An 18,360-nucleotide genomic window follows, 5' to 3' on the forward strand; every position below is an offset into this window, starting at 1 on the left:
TTATTTTGTTCTCGTCGTACCGCTAATAACGCTCGGTGTTACCCCCCAATAGCCAGGTTAAGACTGGATTTTTCAACTATGCTTTTTCCTCAAGTCTCTGAAAAGGGCAGCAAAAGGATGAGGAGAGCAGCATGATTATCTCAAAGGTATGGGTGGGTTCGCTGGCGTTACTGGCTACGATAAGCTTGCCTTTACAGGCCGCGTCACCCGTCACTGTGGGGTCAAAAATTGATACCGAAGGGGCGCTGCTCGGCAATATTATTTTGCAGGTGCTTGAAAGCCACGGCGTGAAAACGGTCAATAAAGTGCAACTGGGCACGACGCCCGTGGTGCGTGGGGCCATCACTTCCGGTGAGCTGGATATTTATCCGGAATATACCGGCAATGGCGCGTTCTTTTTTAAAGATGAAAACGACCCCGCGTGGAAAAATGCGCAGGCAGGTTTCGAGAAAGTGAAAAAACTGGACGCTGAGCAAAATAAATTGATCTGGCTAACGCCTGCGCCAGCCAACAATACCTGGACTATTGCAGTACGTCAGGATATCGCTGAAAAAAACAAACTTGTCTCTCTGGCGGATTTAGGTCGCTACCTGAAAGAGGGGGGGACGTTCAAACTGGCGGCTTCCGCCGAGTTTATTGAACGTGCAGACGCGCTGCCCGCCTTTGAAAAAGCGTATGACTTCAAGCTCAATCAGAACCAATTGTTGTCGCTGGCAGGGGGCGATACTGCGGTGACAATTAAAGCTGCGGCGCAGCAGACCTCCGGCGTTAATGCCGCAATGGCTTACGGAACCGATGGCCCTGTTGCTGCGCTGGGGCTGCAAACATTAAGCGATCCCAAAGGGGTTCAGCCCATTTACGCGCCTGCGCCCGTCGTGCGTGACGTGGTACTCAAGGAGTACCCGCAAATGGGGGAATGGCTACAGCCGGTCTTTGCCAGTCTGGATGAAAAAACGCTGCAGCAGCTCAACGCCAGTATCGCCGTTGAGGGGCTGGATGCGAAAAAAGTCGCTGCAGATTACCTGAAGCAAAAAGGATGGGTGAAGTAACGGATTTGCAGCAGGTGAGTGTTGTGTCGAAGATATCAGTTAATCGGGTGCTGTTGCTGCTGGTGGTTCTGACCGTGGCCGCAGCCGCGCTTCCTTTCATCAGCTATGCCCCTAATCGTCTGGTTTCCGGTGAAGGTCGCCAACTCTGGGAAGTCTGGCCCCACATGGCGTGGGGACTGGCGGCGACATTTTTACTGCTCGTGGTTCTCTGCTTCATACCCGGTAAATCCGGCAATATATTGACGCTGGTTGTTGTCCAGTTACTGGTGATTGCGGCGTTGTTTATGGCCGGGAAAACGGCAACGCATCTGGCTCAGACGGGAACGTCTGTCGCCAGAACCAGCCTGGGGAGCGGTTTCTGGCTTGGGTCAGGGGTGCTGTTGCTGGCTGGCAGTGACGCCATTCGGCGTATCACCGTTCAGCCGCTGTGGCGCTGGGTACTGCATGCGCAAATTGTCATTGTGCCAGTGGCGCTGCTGCTGTCCGGTACTCTTAACGATCTTTCTCTGCTCAAAGAATATGCCAACCGCCAGGATGTCTTTGATGATGCTCTGGCGCAGCACCTGACTATTCTGTTCGGTACCGTGGTGCCTGCGCTGTGTATTGGCGTGCCGCTGGGTATCTGGTGCACCTTTTCTGCTGCGCGTCAGGGGCCAATATTTGCCGTGCTGAATATCATCCAGACGATCCCCTCCGTCGCATTGTTTGGTTTGTTGATCGCGCCGCTTGCCGGGCTGGTTAAGCATTTCCCGTGGCTTAGCTCGCTCGGCGTGGCGGGAACGGGCCTGACGCCCGCGCTGATTGCGCTGGTGCTGTATGCCTTATTGCCCTTGGTTCGTGGCGTGGTGGCCGGGTTGAATCAGGTTCCGCGTGATGTGCTGGAAAGTGCGCGGGCGATGGGGATGAGCGCGCGCCAGCGTTTTCTTTCAGTGCAACTTCCGTTAGCGCTACCCGTTTTTTTGCGCAGTTTGCGAGTGGTAATGGTACAGACGGTGGGGATGGCGGTCATTGCCGCATTGATTGGGGCAGGCGGGTTTGGCGCGCTGGTCTTTCAGGGACTGCTCAGTAGCGCCGTTGATTTAGTGCTACTGGGTGTGATTCCGGTGGTGGTACTGGCAGTGCTGATTGATGCGCTGTTTGATTTAGGCTTAGCGCTGCTGAAGGTGACAAACGATGATTGAATTTAGCCATGTCAATAAAACCTATAACCAGCAACAGGCCGTAAGCGATCTCAATCTGCATTTAGGCGAAGGGAGCTTTTCGGTATTAATTGGGACCTCCGGTTCGGGGAAGTCCACCACGTTGAAAATGATCAACCGGCTGGTCGAGCATGACAGTGGGCAGATCCGTTTTGCCGGGGAAGAGATCCGCAGCCTGCCGGTGCTGGAATTAAGGCGACGTATGGGCTATGCCATCCAGTCGATTGGCTTGTTTCCGCACTGGACAGTCGCCCAGAACATTGCCACCGTACCACAGCTGCAAAAGTGGTCACGTGCGCGTATTGATGACCGAACAGAAGAGCTGATGGCGTTGCTGGGGCTGGAAGCGGATTTGCGTCACCGCTATCCGCATCAGCTTTCCGGCGGCCAACAACAGCGGGTCGGTGTGGCACGCGCGCTGGCGGCTGACCCTCAGGTACTGCTGATGGACGAACCTTTTGGCGCGCTGGACCCGGTAACACGCAGTGCGCTACAGCAGGAGATGACCCGTATCCATCGTCTGCTGGGTCGTACCATCGTGTTGGTGACGCATGATATTGATGAAGCGCTGAGACTGGCGGAGCACCTGGTGTTAATGGATGCGGGCAAGGTGGTGCAGCAGGGCACGCCGCTGTCGATGTTGACGGCACCGGTGAATGATTTCGTGCGGACCTTTTTTGGCCACAGTGAACTGGGCGTCCGGCTGCTCTCGCTGCGCACGGTGGGGGATTTTACCCGTCGTGGTGAACAGTTGGCCGGTGAGCCGTTGGTGGACGAGCTGACGTTACGTGATGCGCTATCTGTTTTTGTCGCCCGGGGTTGCGATGTGTTGCCGGTGGTGAATGCCCAGGGCGTGGCCCGCGGTACGCTGCATTTTCACGATCTGCTTTCGGAGACACCGCACAGTGAAACATCTGTTTGATCCTCTGCTGTGGCTCATTGCGCTGTTCCTGGTGTTGCTGGTGGGATTGCCCCACAGCCAGGCACTGTTCAGCGCGTTGTTTCCCCAATTGCCGCGTCCTGTTTATCAGCAAGAGAGCTTTACGGCGCTGGCGCTGGCGCATTTCACGCTGGTGGGCGTTTCAAGCCTGATTGCTGTCATTATTGGGGTTGGGGCAGGTGTAGCGGTAACCCGCTCATGGGGAGTAGAATTCAGACCGTTGGTCGAAACGATTGCCGCGGTGGGGCAAACTTTTCCGCCGGTTGCTGTGCTGGCGATCGCCGTACCGGTGATGGGATTTGGCCCGGAGCCTGCGATTATCGCGCTGATCCTGTATGGGGTGTTACCGATCTTACAGGCGACGCTGGCAGGGCTGGGAGGGATCTCTTCCAGCGTGATAGATATCGCCAGCGGGATGGGCATGAGTCATGGACAGCGGCTACGCAAAGTCGAACTTCCGCTCGCGGCACCGGTTATTCTGGCCGGGATTCGCACGTCAGTCATTATTAATATTGGCACCGCAACGATTGCCTCTACCGTTGGTGCGAATACGCTGGGAACACCGATTATTATCGGGTTAAGCGGGTTTAATACCGCCTATGTGATCCAGGGGGCGCTGCTGGTCGCCTTGGCCGCAGTCATTGCCGATCGCGGGTTTGAGCGATTAGCGTACTACCTTACCCGGCACGTAAAATAAAGGTATAACCTGCCAGCATTACGCCGCCAATACCACCGATGGCCATCAGCAGGAAGAGGGTTATAACACCGATTTTAGCTGCGCTCATTATGTACTCCTTATGTGAATTCAAGGATTGTACACGTTTGTTAATAAAATATTAAATACCGAGTGGATAAATATCGTGACCTAACGCGCGCCACTCATCCAGTTGTTGGTGTTGTGCAGGAGTTTGGTTCTCTCCACACCAGACGAGCAGGGTGCGCCCTTCAAATAGCTCAGGCCGTAGCTGATTGAGCGAGTGGGCCAGTACATCAACACGCCATCCTTGCTGGCTGGCGACCCAACCTTCCAGCCATAAGCGGGTGGTATCGTGGATATTCCAGCCGACTACCAGGGCATCTTTACCCTGTTTTTTACGCGCCGAGGCAAGGCAAATCGCAATATAATTGATGAGCACACCGTCAAGGATCCCCAATAGCGCCTGAAGAATGGGCTGCTGGCATTGCAGACGTCGGCGTAAGGGAATGAACAAATGTGTATTGAGCGTTTGCGCAGGGTAATCCTGACCACGCTCTTTGATCCACAACCTGAGGCTGTGCAAATTGTTACTTTGCAAATAGCTCAATAGCGTTTCTTGTTGTTCACGCCAGCCGTTATGCACATCAATGTTCTCATTGCTGAGTAACATTTTAACTTTACTGACCTGAACGCCATTATTTATCCAGCGTTTTATCTCACGGATCCTGTCAATGTCCGCATCGTTAAACAGGCGATGCCCCCCGTCTGTACGCTGAGGTTTTAGTAATCCGTAACGCCTCTGCCATGCACGTAAAGTGACAGGGTTGATATCACAAAGCAAAGCCACTTCACCTATCGTGTAAAGCGCCATCGTTGTCTCACTCTTGCTCGCGAGGTCCCAGTTTTACTTTAGACGCTCTTTTGCGAACCAGGTAGTTTTGTCTGTTTTTTGATCAGGAGAAGGGTGAGATTGTCGTCATACTCGCGCTTTCGAGTGATCGTTCTCACAAATTCCTGTTTTTTTGCAACAGTTCAAAGAAAGTTACGCGCAGCCCATGTATGTTACGCGCTTTTAAGAAATGTGTGGTTGGCGGGTATGTACGAGTTTAATCTGGTGTTGCTGCTGCTTCAGCAGATGTGCGTGTTTCTCGTTATCGCGTGGCTAATGAGCAAGACGCGTCTGTTTATCCCGCTGATGCAGGTCACTATCCGACTGCCGCACAAACTTCTGTGTTACGTCACCTTCTCCATTTTTTGCATTATGGGCACCTACTTTGGGCTGCATATTGAAGACTCCATTGCGAATACTCGCGCCATCGGCGCGGTGATGGGCGGTCTGCTTGGCGGTCCTGTTGTTGGGGGACTGGTTGGCCTGACCGGCGGTCTTCATCGCTATTCGATGGGGGGCATGACGGCGCTCAGTTGCATGATTTCGACCATCGTGGAAGGCCTGCTTGGGGGACTGGTACACAGTGTCCTTACCCGACGTGGCCGTACTGATAAAGTATTTAGCCCGCTGACGGCGGGCGCGATTACTTTTGTTGCCGAGCTGGTGCAGATGCTGATCATTTTGCTGATTGCGCGTCCCTTTGAGAATGCCTTGCACCTGGTCAGTAACATTGCCGCACCGATGATGGTGACCAATACCGTTGGTGCTGCGTTGTTTATGCGCATTCTGCTCGACAAACGCGCGATGTTTGAAAAATACACCTCGGCGTTTTCTGCCACTGCGCTAAAAGTTGCCGCCTCTACGGAGGGGATTCTGCGACAGGGATTTAACGAGGTTAACAGCATGAAGGTCGCTCAGGTGCTGTATGAAGAGCTGGATATCGGTGCGGTGGCGATTACTGACCGCGAGAAGTTACTGGCGTTTACCGGCATTGGTGATGACCACCACCTGCCAGGCAAGCCCATATCCTCTTCATACACCCAACGGGCGATTGAAACCGGGGAAGTTGTGTATGCCGATGGTAATGAAGTGCCTTATCGCTGTTCACTGCATCCGCAATGCAAATTAGGGTCGACGTTGGTTATCCCTTTGCGTGGTGAAAACCAGCGGGTGATGGGGACGATTAAACTGTATGAAGCCAAAAACCGTCTCTTTAGCTCAATTAACCGCACGCTGGGGGAAGGGATTGCCCAGTTGCTTTCCGCGCAAATCCTGGCCGGGCAATACGAGCGACAAAAAGCGATGCTGACGCAGTCAGAAATCAAACTTCTGCACGCTCAGGTTAATCCCCATTTTCTGTTTAACGCGTTGAATACGATCAAAGCCGTGATCCGTCGTGACAGCGAACAGGCCAGCCAACTGGTGCAATATCTCTCGACTTTCTTTCGTAAGAATTTAAAACGCCCGTCGGAAATTGTGACGCTGGCTGATGAAATCGAACACGTAAATGCCTATCTACAAATTGAAAAGGCACGATTCCAGTCCCGTCTGCAGGTGACCTTAACGGTACCGGAAGCGCTTGCGCATCAGCAATTGCCTGCGTTTACGCTGCAACCGATAGTCGAGAATGCGATTAAGCATGGCACTTCCCAGCTACTTGATACCGGAGAAGTCTCTATCACTGCTCGTCAGGAAGGGCAGTATCTGATGCTGGATATTGAAGATAATGCCGGACTGTATCAGCCCACGACAGAGTCCAGCGGGCTTGGAATGAATCTGGTGGACAAACGCCTGCGGGAACGGTTTGGCGATGATTTTGGCATCAGCGTAGTCTGTGAGCCTGACCTCTTTACCCGAATTACTTTACGACTTCCCCTGGAGGAACTGGCATGATCAAAGTGCTGATTGTCGATGATGAACCGTTAGCGCGGGAGAACCTGCGGATCCTGTTACAGGAGCAAAGCGACATCGAGATAGTCGGAGAGTGTTCGAATGCGGTAGAGGCCATTGGCGCAGTACATAAGCTGCGCCCGGATGTGCTGTTCCTCGATATCCAGATGCCGCGTATCAGCGGGCTGGAAATGGTGGGTATGCTGGATCCCGAGCATCGCCCATATATCGTTTTTCTCACCGCTTTTGATGAATATGCAGTGAAAGCCTTTGAAGAGCATGCCTTTGATTATCTGCTTAAGCCGATTGAAGAAACGCGGCTGGAGAAAACGCTGAGCCGTTTACGTCAGGAGCGCACGAAGCAGGATGTGTCGTTACTGCCGGAACATCAGCAGGCGCTTAAGTTCATTCCCTGTAGCGGTCATAGCCGAATTTATCTGCTGCAAATGGATGATGTGGCGTTTGTCAGCAGTCGTATGAGCGGCGTTTATGTGACCAGTAGCGATGGCAAAGAAGGATTCACCGAGCTGACGCTCAGAACGCTGGAGAGCCGAACTCCGCTGCTACGCTGCCACCGACAATACCTGGTCAACATGGCCCATTTGCAGGAGATCCGTCTGGAAGATAATGGCCAGGCTGAGCTGATTTTACGTAACGGACTGACTGTCCCGGTGAGCCGTCGTTACCTCAAAAGTCTAAAAGAGGCGATTGGCCTGTAAAACTGGTACACTGCGCGCCATTGCATCACCGACAGTTGAAGGCTCTATGCTAAGTAACGATATTCTTCGTAGCCTGCGCTACACCCTGAAAGCGAACAATAACGATATGGTGCGCATTCTTGCGCTTGCTGAGATGGAAGCCACCTCGGCAGGTTTTGACACCTGGATGACAAAAGAAGATGAAGACGGCTTTGTTCGCTGCCCGGATATCATCCTCTCCGGTTTCCTGAACGGTCTTATCTACCATCTGCGTGGCAAAGATGATTCTGCGCCGGAACTGGCGATTGAACGTCGTGTTAACAACAATACGGTACTGAAAAAACTGCGTATTGCGTTTTCACTGAAAACTGATGATATTCTGGCCATCATGACCGAACAGAAATTTCGCGTATCAATGCCGGAAATCACCGCGATGATGCGTGCACCGGACCATAAAAACTACCGCGAGTGCGGAGACCAGTTTTTACGCTATTTCCTGCGTGGTTTGACCAAGCGGGTGCACAGCATGAAAGCGTAAAAATAGACTGGCGACCGCGGTTAAAACCGGGTCGCCGGTGCGATTATTTGACTTCTTTAAAGCCTGCCGCCGTCATGATGGTTTCCATTTGTTTCATGGTGATGCCTTTCGCTGCATCGTCCGCAGAAATGTTGATGCCGGAAATACCTTGCAAGGCTTTAAAATCAACCTTTTCCATATCGATAGTGACATTTTCCTGCGCGTAGGTATCGGAATAGGTCAGTTTTTCTTCTATACCTGCGATGTTTTTATATTTCGCGCTCAGAGCATCCAGCACTTTCGCCGCACTCTCTTTGTCGGTTGCGCCGATAGAAGCATAGTTAATTTTGCTCTCTGACGTTTGTTTCAGAACCTTATCGCCTTTATAAGTGTAGGTAATGGAAATTTCCACGCCGTTCAGATTAGCACTGTATTTTTTGCTTCCTTCTTTATCACCGCAGCCTGCCAGAGAAAAAGCCAGCACAGACGCAATGGCCAGCGTAAATAATTTCTTAAACATGTTCATGTAAAACTCCATTTTATGAATATTTGATGCCGAAAAATAATCCCCGGGAATCTGGTGTTCTCAATACTCCTGAGCGCCAGAGGGGATACAGAATAAGAGGTTTATGCGGAATCAGGCAGTCCGAAAATGGAGTGAGAGGGGTATTTCAGATTAAAGGTATATACCCGTCATACTTCAAGTTGCTTATGTGTTGGCTACGCTCGCTCACCCCAGTCACATAGTTATCTATGCTCCTGGGGACTCACTCCCTTGCCGCCTTTAAGCAACTCGAATTAATTTAGGGTATAGGTAACACGGGTTATCAAAAAAAAGCGCTGCAGTTGCAGCGCTTGATGTGAGGATTACTTCACCTGTTGGCCAGGTTTGGCGCCGTTGTCAGGACTTAGCAGGAAGATATCTTTCCCGCCAGGGCCTGCTGCCATCACCATCCCTTCAGAGATACCGAAGCGCATCTTACGTGGAGCCAGGTTCGCCACCATAATGGTCTGGCGGCCAATCAGGGCTTGCGGGTCCGGATAGGCAGAGCGAATACCGGAGAAGACGTTACGCTTCTCACCACCGAGATCCAACGTCAGACGCAGCAGTTTGTCGGAACCTTCCACGAACTCGGCGTTTTCAATCAGCGCCACGCGCAGATCAACTTTGGCGAAATCGTCAAAGGTGATGGTGTCCTGGATAGGGTCATCCGCCAGCGGGCCGGTCACCGGTGCGGCTGCGGCTTTCACTTCTTCTTTCGACGCTTCCACCAGTGCTTCAACCTGTTTCATGTCGATACGGTTGTAGAGCGCCTTAAAGGTGTTGACCTTGTGACCGAGTAGCGGTTGCTGGATGGCATCCCAGGACAGGTCGCTGTTCAGGAAAGCTTCCACACGTTCAGCAAGCGTTGGCAGAACCGGCTTCAGGTAGGTCATCAGCACGCGGAACAGGTTGATACCCATGGAGCAGATCGCCTGCAGGTCGGCGTCACGGCCTTCCTGTTTCGCCACTACCCATGGTGCCTGTTCGTCAACATAGCGGTTCGCCACGTCGGCCAGCGCCATGATTTCACGGATAGCTTTACCGAATTCACGGCTTTCCCATGCTTCGCCAATTACTGTTGCGGCGTCGGTGAAGGTTTTATACAGCGCCGTGTCGGCCAGTTCATTCGCCAGAACGCCGTCAAAACGCTTGCTGATAAAGCCTGCGTTACGGGACGCCAGGTTGACTACTTTGTTGACGATATCGGCGTTAACGCGCTGGACAAAGTCTTCCAGGTTCAGGTCGATGTCATCAATACGTGAAGAGAGCTTCGCGGTGTAGTAGTAGCGCAGGCTGTCGGCATCGAAGTGCTTCAGCCAGGTGCTGGCCTTAATGAAGGTGCCACGTGATTTGGACATCTTCGCGCCGTTCACCGTCACATAACCGTGTACAAACAGGTTGGTCGGTTTACGGAAGTTGCTGCCTTCCAGCATGGCTGGCCAGAACAGGCTGTGGAAGTAGACGATATCCTTACCGATGAAGTGATACAGCTCGGCGTCGGAATCTTTCTTCCAGTATTCATCAAAGCTTGTGGTGTCACCGCGCTTATCGCACAGGTTTTTGAACGAGCCCATATAGCCAATTGGCGCGTCCAGCCAGACATAGAAGTACTTGCCAGGCGCATTCGGGATTTCAAAACCGAAGTACGGGGAATCGCGGGAAATATCCCACTGTTGCAGGCCGGATTCGAACCATTCCTGCATTTTGTTGGCGACCTGCTCCTGTAACGCGCCGCTGCGCGTCCACGCCTGCAACATTTCGCTGAATGACGGCAGATCAAAGAAGAAGTGTTCGGAGTCACGCATCACCGGCGTTGCGCCAGACACGACGGATTTCGGCTCGATAAGTTCGGTCGGGCTGTAGGTTGCGCCGCACACTTCACAGTTATCGCCGTACTGGTCCGGAGACTTACATTTCGGGCAGGTGCCTTTAACGAAACGGTCCGGCAGGAACATGCCTTTTTCCGGATCGTAAAGCTGGGAGATTGTACGGTTCTTAATAAAACCGTTCTCCTTCAGGCGCGTGTAAATCAGTTCAGACAGTTCACGGTTCTCTTCGCTGTGCGTTGAGTGGTAGTTGTCATAGCTGATATCAAAACCTGCAAAATCAGTCTGATGCTCCTGACTCATTTCACCGATCATCTGCTCTGGCGTGATCCCAAGCTGCTGTGCTTTCAGCATGATTGGCGTACCGTGTGCGTCGTCCGCGCAGATGAAGTTAACCTGGTGGCCGCGCATTCGCTGGTAACGGACCCAGACATCAGCCTGGATGTGCTCCAGCATATGGCCGAGGTGGATTGAGCCGTTGGCGTACGGCAGCGCGCACGTTACCAGAATTTTCTTCGCGACTTGAGTCATAGTGGGCAATTACTTCTTTTGTAGTGAAAAGGGCTTTGATAGTACCAAAATGGTAATTACTGCGCCAAGCGATAAGGGCATTTATCCGTAAATGAATAATTGTTGCGGTTGGAGTAAACTACCTGGTGACTATTGTATTTTCAGAACAACAAAAAGGAGTCGGGATGAACGCACAATCCCAGGCCAAATCACCAGAAACCCTGCGCGCCATGGTCGCTGGGACGCTGGCGAATTTTCAGCATTCAACCCTGAAGCATAATCTGACAACGCTGAAAGCGTTGCATCATGTCGCCTGGATGGACGACACGTTGCACGTTGAGCTGGTCATGCCATTCGTCTGGCACAGCGCGTTTGAGGCATTAAAAGAGCAATGCAGTGCCGATTTACTGCGTATTACCGGTGCTAAAGCCATTGACTGGAAGCTGTCGCATAACATTGCGACGCTGAAGCGTGTGAAAAACCAGCCGGGTATTAATGGTGTGAAAAACATCATTGCCGTGAGTTCCGGCAAAGGTGGTGTGGGTAAATCCTCCACTGCGGTGAACCTGGCACTGGCGCTGGCAGCCGAAGGCGCGAAAGTAGGTATTCTGGACGCCGACATTTATGGTCCGTCCATTCCGACCATGCTCGGTGCGGAAAATCAGCGTCCAACCTCGCCAGATGGCACCCATATGGCGCCGATTATGTCTCATGGCCTGGCAACCAATTCCATTGGGTATCTGGTAACTGATGACAATGCGATGGTGTGGCGTGGACCAATGGCCAGCAAGGCGTTGTTACAAATGCTGCAAGAGACCTTATGGCCGGATCTTGATTATCTGGTTCTGGATATGCCGCCGGGCACCGGTGACATTCAGCTGACGCTGGCGCAGAACATCCCGGTAACGGGCGCGGTAGTGGTCACCACGCCGCAGGACATTGCGCTTATCGATGCGAAAAAAGGCATCGTGATGTTCGAAAAAGTGGAAGTACCGGTGCTGGGCATTGTTGAAAATATGAGCATGCATATTTGCAGCAACTGCGGTCATCATGAACCGATTTTCGGCACGGGTGGCGCACAAAAGCTGGCTGAGCAATATCACACCCAACTGCTGGGACAGATGCCGCTGCATATTTCCTTGCGTGAAGATCTCGACCGCGGTATGCCGACGGTTATCAGTCGTCCTGACAGTGAATTCACCGCGATTTACCGCGATCTGGCCGGCCGTGTCGCCGCCCAGCTCTACTGGCAGGGAGAGGTTATTCCAGGGGAAATTGCCTTCCGCGCGGTGTAATTTTTTCTGATGCGAAAGGTGTTGTACGTATTCACCGTATTAATGATATATTGATACGGTGAATATATGGAGTGAACAAACTGCCCAATATTATTCATCATGCCACTATAATTCCTGTCCTTTTCCGAATAATTCCTCTTAATGCATCATTCAAATTGATCATACCAATCTCATTAATCTACAATTTCAATTGGTTTTAGCAGGGAAGTTATCTCATAATTCAACGGACAAGCAGCTTGCATGCTGTTTCTGACCCATTACAGGAATAATGAACACATGAAAATTAGTTTATTCTTGGGAATTATCACACTGGCTTATGGAATTAGCACGTCTGCTTTTGCTTCTGATACCGCGACCTTGACCATTACCGGCAAGATAGTTGAACCCACCTGTAGCACTGATGTCGTGGATAGTACTGTGCAACAGCGGTGTGGTCAGACTGTGCATAGTGCAGATATCAACAATGTGATGACTGCTCCAGCACAAGGCGTTTTGACCCGTATCGTCGCTGTTCCTGGGGATTCTTCGCGACAGATAGTATTAAATCGCTACGATTAAAAAAGCGTACTGCATAGTAGGCCCCCATCATTTTAATGAGAGATGGGGGCTTTTTTTTGGCCTGAATAATGATATCTAACGATTAATTACGTTAATTTATTAAAGTCGATAATAATATCTATGATATTCATTTGTTGCAATTATATTGATATTTGTAACTTGTTTTAAATCAAAGAAACAACATGTTTACATTGCGGTAACGTTTATGCTGTGCGAATTTAATTTCAAGGGCCGACCCCTGGTAATAAATAGAAATTACTTTATTAAGGAAGATATTATGAAACGCTCAATTATTTCTGCTACTGTGCTGTCTGCTGTGTTTATGAGTGCCGGGGCTTTTGCTGCTGGGGAAGAAGGGACGTTAATTATTAATGGAGAAGTTACAGGGTCCTCTTGCTATTTTGATGGCGGCAAAGATTCTGAAACTCTTCAATTGAAAACCGTTGATGCGTCACTTTTCGCTAATAAGACTGTGGGGGAGGAGGTTGAAGGCAATGCCACGAAAACAACAAATATGAAAATAATTTGCCCTGGGAGCACACAATTAAAAAGTATAAACATCACAAATGTAACTTTTGGCGATAACGGCATTATTATACCAACAGATGGGGCGGATACTAACGTTGGTTTTAAACTTAAAATGGACGGTAAGCATATTGATAACACCGGTGTTGTTGATATTGCATCTTTAAATAAGACGCTGACGAGTAGCGGTGAGATCTATGATTTGAATTTTGATGCTGACTATTCTCGATTGAATTTAGATCCGGTTAAAAATGGTCAACTTAGCGCCACAGTCATTTTTTCTGTTTCGGCTGAATAAATTATTTTGCCGGTAATTATTACCGGCATTATTTTGGATGGCACAGTATGAAACGAATATTTATCTCAATGCTCGCGATATACTCTTTTTCTGGGCATGCTGGAGTCGTGATCTATGGCACTCGTGTTATTTACCCAGCAGAAAAGAAAGAAGTCCTGGTACAATTGATGAACCAGGGTGAACGCTCTGCACTGGTACAGTCATGGATTGATGATGGTGACAGCTCATTGCCACCGGAAAAAATTCACGTACCATTTATGCTGACTCCTCCGGTGGCTAAGATAGCTGCGGACTCTGGTCAGCAGTTGAAAATTAAAAAAATGCCGAGTATGTTGCCAAATAACAAAGAAAGTTTGTTTTATCTTAATGTACTGGATATTCCGCCGAACAATCCTGACAGTACCGGTAAAAATGTACTCAAATTCGCCATGCAAAATCGGATTAAACTATTCTATCGACCTAAAGGTATAGCGGCCGTTAATAAAAATACTTTCCATAAACTGTCGTTAACACGCAGTGGTAATGGTTATTCTATTAGAAATGATGCTGCTAACTGGGTTACGGTGACAGAAGTTAAAGCTAATAATGTCAAAATCAACAATGAAAGTATTATGCTTGCTCCGCTCTCCAGTGAAAAAGTGGCATTGAAGAATATCAACGCCAGTCAGTATAAATTGACCATTATTGATGATCACGGCAATTATATTAGCGATAACGTCAGCCTAAAATAACAGGAGCTGATTATGTTAAGGATGACTCCGCTTGCTTCGGCAATACTGCTGTTGTTGGTTGGCATTGACGCCCAGGCCGCAGAAGAGACGTTTGACACCCACTTTATGATGGGCGGTATGAAAGGCGAAAAGGTCTCAAATTTTCGCCTCGATGATAATCAACCACTGCCAGGCCAATATGATATTGATATCTACGTCAATAAGCAGTGGCGTGGTAAGTATGAAATAACCGTTAAGGATAATCCGGATGACACTTGTTTATCCCGTGACGCATTAACGCGTCTGGGGATAAATGTACAGGCGTTAGACAAGCTGAATGAATGCCCAACCTTGAAGCAGGCGGTGCAAGGGGGCAGTTATGCCTGGAATATCGGCACGTTTCGTCTTGATCTCAGCGTACCGCAGGCGTTTGTCGACGAACTTGAGCAAGGGTATGTTCCTCCTGAGAACTGGGATCGCGGCGTCAATGCCTTCTATACCTCGTACTATGCCAGCCAGTATTACAGCGACTATAAGGATTCTGGTAACAGTAAAAGTACCTATGCTCGTTTTACCAGTGGGTTAAATCTGCTGGGCTGGCAGTTGCATTCCGATGCCAGCTATAACAAAACTGATGACAGCAGCGGTGAATGGAAAAGTAATACCCTGTATCTGGAACGTGGCATCCCGCAAATTCTGGGCACGCTGCGTGCCGGGGATATGTATACCTCATCAGATATTTTTGACGCGGTACGTTTTCGGGGCGTACGGTTGTATCGTGATATGCAGATGCTGCCGAACTCAAAGCAGAATTTTACGCCGCTGGTTCAGGGGATTGCGCAAAGCAACGCACTGGTCACCATCGAACAGAACGGCTTTGTCGTTTATCAGAAAGAAGTCCCGCCAGGCCCGTTCTCCATTGCCGATTTACAGCTTGCTGGCGGCGGCGCGGATCTTGACGTTAGCATTAAAGAGGCTGACGGATCGGTAACAACCTATCTGGTGCCCTATGCTGCGGTGCCCAATATGTTGCAACCCGGCGTGTCAAAATATGATTTTGCCGCTGGACGTAGCCATATCGAAGGCGCCAGTAATCAGACCGACTTTGCACAAATGAGCTACCAATACGGGCTGAATAATCTGTTAACGCTGTATGGCGGCACCATGCTGGCAGATAACTACAATGCGTTTACGCTTGGTACTGGCTGGAATACGCGTATCGGTGCGATTTCCGTCGATGCGACACAATCGCACAGCAAACAGGATAATGGCGATGTGTTTGACGGGCAAAGTTACCAGATTGCTTATAACAAGTATTTGACGCAAACCGCCACGCGTTTTGGCCTGGCGGCGTATCGCTACTCATCACGGGATTATCGCACGTTTAACGATCATGTCTGGGCAAACAATAAGAACAACTATCATCGCGATGAAAATGATGTGTATGACATCGCGGATTATTACCAGAATGATTTTGGTCGTAAAAACAGCTTTTCGGCTAACGTCAGCCAGTCCTTGCCTCAAGGCTGGGGCTCGGTATCACTGAGCACGCTGTGGCGTGATTACTGGGGGCGGAGCGGTAACAGTAAAGACTATCAGGTGAGCTATTCCAATAGCTGGCAACGGATTAGCTATACCTTTTCCGCCAGCCAGACTTACGATGAAGATCATCATGAAGATAAACGTTTTAACGTCTTTATCTCTATTCCGTTTGACTGGGGTGATGATATTAGCAGTCCACGCAGACATTTGTATGTATCTAACTCAACGACCTTTGATGACGATGGCTTTGCATCCAACAATACCGGGCTTTCCGGCACCGCAGGCAGTCGCGATCAGTTTAACTATGGGGTGAATCTCAGTCATCAACGGCAGGGTAGCGAAACAACGGCAGGCGGCAATCTGACGTGGAATGCGCCAGTTGCGACGCTTAATGGCAGCTACAGCCAGTCGTCTAAATATACACAAACTGGCGGCGGTATTTCCGGGGGGCTGGTGGCCTGGTCTGGGGGCGTGAATTTAGCCAATCGGCTATCAGAAACGTTTGCCGTGATGCATGCGCCGGGTCTGGAAGGGGCATATGTGAATGGGCAGAAATACCGTACCACCAACCGCAATGGCGTGGTGGTCTACGACGGCTTAACGCCTTATCGTGAAAACCACTTGACGTTGGATGTGTCTAATGCCAAGAGTGAAACCGACCTGCAAGGTAATCGCCGTAGCGCAGCGCCGTACCGGGGAGCGGTTGTGCTGGCAATGTTTGATACCGACCAACGTAAACCCTGGTATATCCGGGCGCAGCGCCCTGATGGTTCACCACTGACGTTTGGTTACGAAATCGAAGATAGCCACGGGCACAATATCGGCGTGGTAGGCCAGGGGAGTCAGCTCTTTATTCGCACCAATGAAGTGCCATCAGAGATAAAAGTGGCGGTCAATAAACAACAGGGACTTTCATGCTCAATCACTTTCGGCAAAACGATTGATGAAAGTAAAGTTTATATTTGTCGGTGAGGTGTGAATAGTGAAAAATCTACTCTTTATGTTTTTGTTATTTGTTTCATTTGTAGCACAAAGTGCCTGCAGGATTGATGGCGATGGTAAAAATAGTGATACCATCACTTTGGATGCCACATTTGATTTGAGCAATAAGTTACTCTCTGTTTCTCAGGAACAGAATCTGGCATTTACAAAAAATTTTTCTTGCGTATTGTCTAACGATAAAATGTATTTTACTGATAACATTTCTGGCAATATATATTCCTTAGGCGCGAGTAGTGGTTTGAAATTTTCTATAAAAGGAACATCCACAAGTTTTCCTGTGAATGTTGGCAGAGGGGACAAAAACGTCAGCACTATAAACAAGCCAATCACTCTCGGTTTTGATTATATAAAAAATGGAGGGGGAGCGGTGAAGATCTTTGAAAACAATTCGTTTATAATAGATAAAGCTTTTACTGTATCCTCTCAACAATGTTTTAAGCTTTTTGGCGGGTGTATATGGGGGAGTGATGCCAGCCAGTTTTATGTGAATTTAAATGTCACTGTTATTAATAAGAAAACGACGTGTGAGTTTGTTTCTCCATCTTATGAAATAAACATGGAGAATATTACAGCTCAGGAGTTAATATCCGGTGAAAAGAAAAGAAGTTCTCTTACCAATATAGAACTTGCATGTGATGGCGTTCATAACATCGCCAGTAATCCAGTGGTGGTTAAGCTTTCATCCGGCGACTGGGATGCTGAAGGAGAAAAATTAGTTAACTCCATACAAAATGGTAGTAAAAATGTCGGGTTTAAAATTTTTAATGGATCAGGCACGACAAGTTTAAGTAAAGGGGATTCATTGTTAACTGTTGCTAAATTATCTGCTATAAGCGATAAATATATCTTTCCGTTATCAGCCGAATATACATTGATGAACAATGAAAGACCGACCCCTGGTTTGGTTTCCAGTAAAGTTATTTTAAGTGTTGATTATCAGTAAGTGGACTGGAACACGCACTCCCTCATAAGAACGAGTGCGTTTTTTTCACCGGTGATAAAAAATCTCGCCGTCGTAAGCTTTAATGATCTTAGCATCAGCATCATTGACCAGCACGTACGCGCCGCCCATGTAGGTCCAGTGGGTGCCTGCGGTCGGTGCGGGCAGGTTGCGCAGATTCCATTGCTTAATGGTGTATTCTTCGGTGAGATACAGTGGTGGAACCTTGTCACCGGGCTTGAAATGGGTGAAGTCAGCTATAAAGCTGCTCAGCTCATACTTATCGATACCGGTGGGGGCGGCTGTTGCGGTCGGTGCGGCCCAGACGACGCTGCTCGCGAGCAGGAGTGCACCCAGCAACATTTTATTCTTCATACCCATTCTCTCTACCTCTTCGGGTCATCAAAATCAGTCATGTATGATTCCTGGCTAACAGGATATCTGACAAGTACTATTTTGTGATTACTCAAGTTATTTCGTAAAAAGTGTAAATGAAAGTACAGAAATCCGGCAACCGTGACCAGCGGTTTCACCGCCAAAGCTTGTTCCGCGCCAATTTACATCGTTAAGCGCAGGCAGTATCCTGTTGCCGAAACCTGAATATCATATTTGTGTTTCAACGACTCGGGGTGCCCTTCCTTGTGAAGGCTGAGAAATACCCGTACCACCTGATCTGGATAATGCCAGCGTAGGGAAGTCTGGCACTGCTCGTGTCCCTTCTTCACGCGGGC

Annotated in this window: 18 protein-coding genes and 1 riboswitch; of the genes, 13 read left to right on the plus strand and 5 right to left on the minus strand. The window is 49.6% G+C overall.

Going from position 1 to position 18,360, the window contains the following annotated elements:
* The first annotated feature begins 131 nt into the window (after positions 1–131).
* From osmF to HV261_RS11015, 4 genes are read left to right on the plus strand one after another with little or no spacing between them, the layout of a single operon-like run.
* On the plus strand, positions 132–1,049 hold the full coding sequence (gene osmF, locus HV261_RS11000) for a glycine betaine ABC transporter substrate-binding protein OsmF (protein ID WP_137382299.1): 918 nt from the start codon (positions 132–134) through the stop codon (positions 1,047–1,049).
* Positions 1,037–2,230, plus strand: a complete 1,194-nt coding sequence (locus HV261_RS11005; RefSeq protein WP_202038281.1) for an ABC transporter permease — start codon at positions 1,037–1,039, stop codon at positions 2,228–2,230. Before osmF ends, HV261_RS11005 begins: the two co-directional genes overlap by 13 nt.
* The gene (locus tag HV261_RS11010) at positions 2,223–3,170 is read left to right on the plus strand and encodes an ABC transporter ATP-binding protein (protein ID WP_202038282.1); all 948 of its coding nucleotides are present in this window, start codon (positions 2,223–2,225) and stop codon (positions 3,168–3,170) included. Before HV261_RS11005 ends, HV261_RS11010 begins: the two co-directional genes overlap by 8 nt.
* Complete coding sequence (locus HV261_RS11015) at positions 3,154–3,885, plus strand: ABC transporter permease (RefSeq protein WP_202038283.1); 732 nt, start codon at positions 3,154–3,156, stop codon at positions 3,883–3,885. The genes HV261_RS11010 and HV261_RS11015 overlap by 17 nt, the downstream gene beginning before the upstream one ends.
* Here HV261_RS11015 and HV261_RS11020 read toward each other — a convergent pair.
* Together HV261_RS11020 and mlrA are read right to left on the minus strand one after the other, a co-directional pair.
* On the minus strand, positions 3,866–3,973 hold the full coding sequence (locus HV261_RS11020) for a protein YohO (protein WP_003027354.1): 108 nt from the start codon (positions 3,971–3,973) through the stop codon (positions 3,866–3,868). The genes HV261_RS11015 and HV261_RS11020 overlap by 20 nt on opposite strands.
* Positions 3,974–4,024: 51 nt before the next feature.
* The gene (gene mlrA, locus HV261_RS11025; protein ID WP_048211186.1) at positions 4,025–4,756 is read right to left on the minus strand and encodes an HTH-type transcriptional regulator MlrA; all 732 of its coding nucleotides are present in this window, start codon (positions 4,754–4,756) and stop codon (positions 4,025–4,027) included.
* A 225-nt stretch (positions 4,757–4,981) separates the two neighbouring features.
* Between mlrA and HV261_RS11030 the strand changes: the two genes are divergently transcribed.
* The 3 genes from HV261_RS11030 to HV261_RS11040 are packed head-to-tail and all read left to right on the plus strand — an operon-like array spanning position 4,982 to position 7,900.
* On the plus strand, positions 4,982–6,667 hold the full coding sequence (locus HV261_RS11030; protein ID WP_202038284.1) for a LytS/YhcK type 5TM receptor domain-containing protein: 1,686 nt from the start codon (positions 4,982–4,984) through the stop codon (positions 6,665–6,667).
* On the plus strand, positions 6,664–7,383 hold the full coding sequence (gene btsR / locus HV261_RS11035; protein ID WP_202038285.1) for a two-component system response regulator BtsR: 720 nt from the start codon (positions 6,664–6,666) through the stop codon (positions 7,381–7,383). The genes HV261_RS11030 and btsR overlap by 4 nt, the downstream gene beginning before the upstream one ends.
* A 46-nt stretch (positions 7,384–7,429) precedes the next feature.
* Entirely contained in the window at positions 7,430–7,900 is a 471-nt protein-coding gene (locus tag HV261_RS11040) for a YehS family protein (RefSeq protein WP_202038286.1), read from the plus strand.
* A gap of 43 nt (positions 7,901–7,943) precedes the next feature.
* Here the strand turns inward: HV261_RS11040 and HV261_RS11045 are convergent, their stop codons facing one another.
* Positions 7,944–8,405, minus strand: a complete 462-nt coding sequence (locus tag HV261_RS11045; RefSeq protein WP_196210022.1) for a YehR family lipoprotein — start codon at positions 8,403–8,405, stop codon at positions 7,944–7,946.
* Between the two features lie 341 nt (positions 8,406–8,746).
* Complete coding sequence (gene metG, locus HV261_RS11050) at positions 8,747–10,780, minus strand: methionine--tRNA ligase (protein WP_202038287.1); 2,034 nt, start codon at positions 10,778–10,780, stop codon at positions 8,747–8,749.
* A 164-nt stretch (positions 10,781–10,944) separates the two neighbouring features.
* On the opposite strand from metG, the gene apbC reads away from it, so the two are divergent.
* The 6 genes from apbC (at position 10,945) to HV261_RS11080 (ending at position 17,632) form a co-directional block, all read left to right on the plus strand.
* Positions 10,945–12,054, plus strand: a complete 1,110-nt coding sequence (gene apbC / locus HV261_RS11055; RefSeq protein WP_040230634.1) for an iron-sulfur cluster carrier protein ApbC — start codon at positions 10,945–10,947, stop codon at positions 12,052–12,054.
* A gap of 276 nt (positions 12,055–12,330) precedes the next feature.
* Positions 12,331–12,612 (plus strand): DUF2574 family protein, encoded by a 282-nt coding sequence (locus HV261_RS11060; RefSeq protein WP_202038288.1) that lies wholly within the window; start codon positions 12,331–12,333, stop codon positions 12,610–12,612.
* A gap of 277 nt (positions 12,613–12,889) precedes the next feature.
* Positions 12,890–13,435 carry a fimbrial protein gene (locus HV261_RS11065; protein ID WP_202038289.1) on the plus strand — a complete coding sequence of 182 codons (546 nt, stop codon included), beginning with the start codon at positions 12,890–12,892 and terminating at the stop codon, positions 13,433–13,435.
* A gap of 47 nt (positions 13,436–13,482) precedes the next feature.
* On the plus strand, positions 13,483–14,166 hold the full coding sequence (locus HV261_RS11070; protein WP_202038290.1) for a fimbria/pilus periplasmic chaperone: 684 nt from the start codon (positions 13,483–13,485) through the stop codon (positions 14,164–14,166).
* 12 nt (positions 14,167–14,178) lie between these two features.
* Complete coding sequence (locus HV261_RS11075; RefSeq protein ID WP_202038291.1) at positions 14,179–16,659, plus strand: fimbrial biogenesis outer membrane usher protein; 2,481 nt, start codon at positions 14,179–14,181, stop codon at positions 16,657–16,659.
* A 10-nt stretch (positions 16,660–16,669) separates the two neighbouring features.
* The gene (locus HV261_RS11080) at positions 16,670–17,632 is read left to right on the plus strand and encodes a fimbrial protein (protein ID WP_202038292.1); all 963 of its coding nucleotides are present in this window, start codon (positions 16,670–16,672) and stop codon (positions 17,630–17,632) included.
* Between the two features lie 45 nt (positions 17,633–17,677).
* Here HV261_RS11080 and HV261_RS11085 read toward each other — a convergent pair whose 3' ends face one another.
* Positions 17,678–18,010: an RcnB family protein gene (locus tag HV261_RS11085; protein ID WP_016150637.1), complete on the minus strand. Its 333-nt coding sequence runs from the start codon at positions 18,008–18,010 to the stop codon at positions 17,678–17,680.
* A gap of 234 nt (positions 18,011–18,244) precedes the next feature.
* A riboswitch (TPP riboswitch) is annotated at positions 18,245–18,341 on the plus strand.
* The last annotated feature ends 19 nt before the right edge of the window (positions 18,342–18,360 follow it).

The organism is Citrobacter sp. RHBSTW-00671, from assembly GCF_014103415.1.
GTDB lineage: Bacteria > Pseudomonadota > Gammaproteobacteria > Enterobacterales > Enterobacteriaceae > Citrobacter.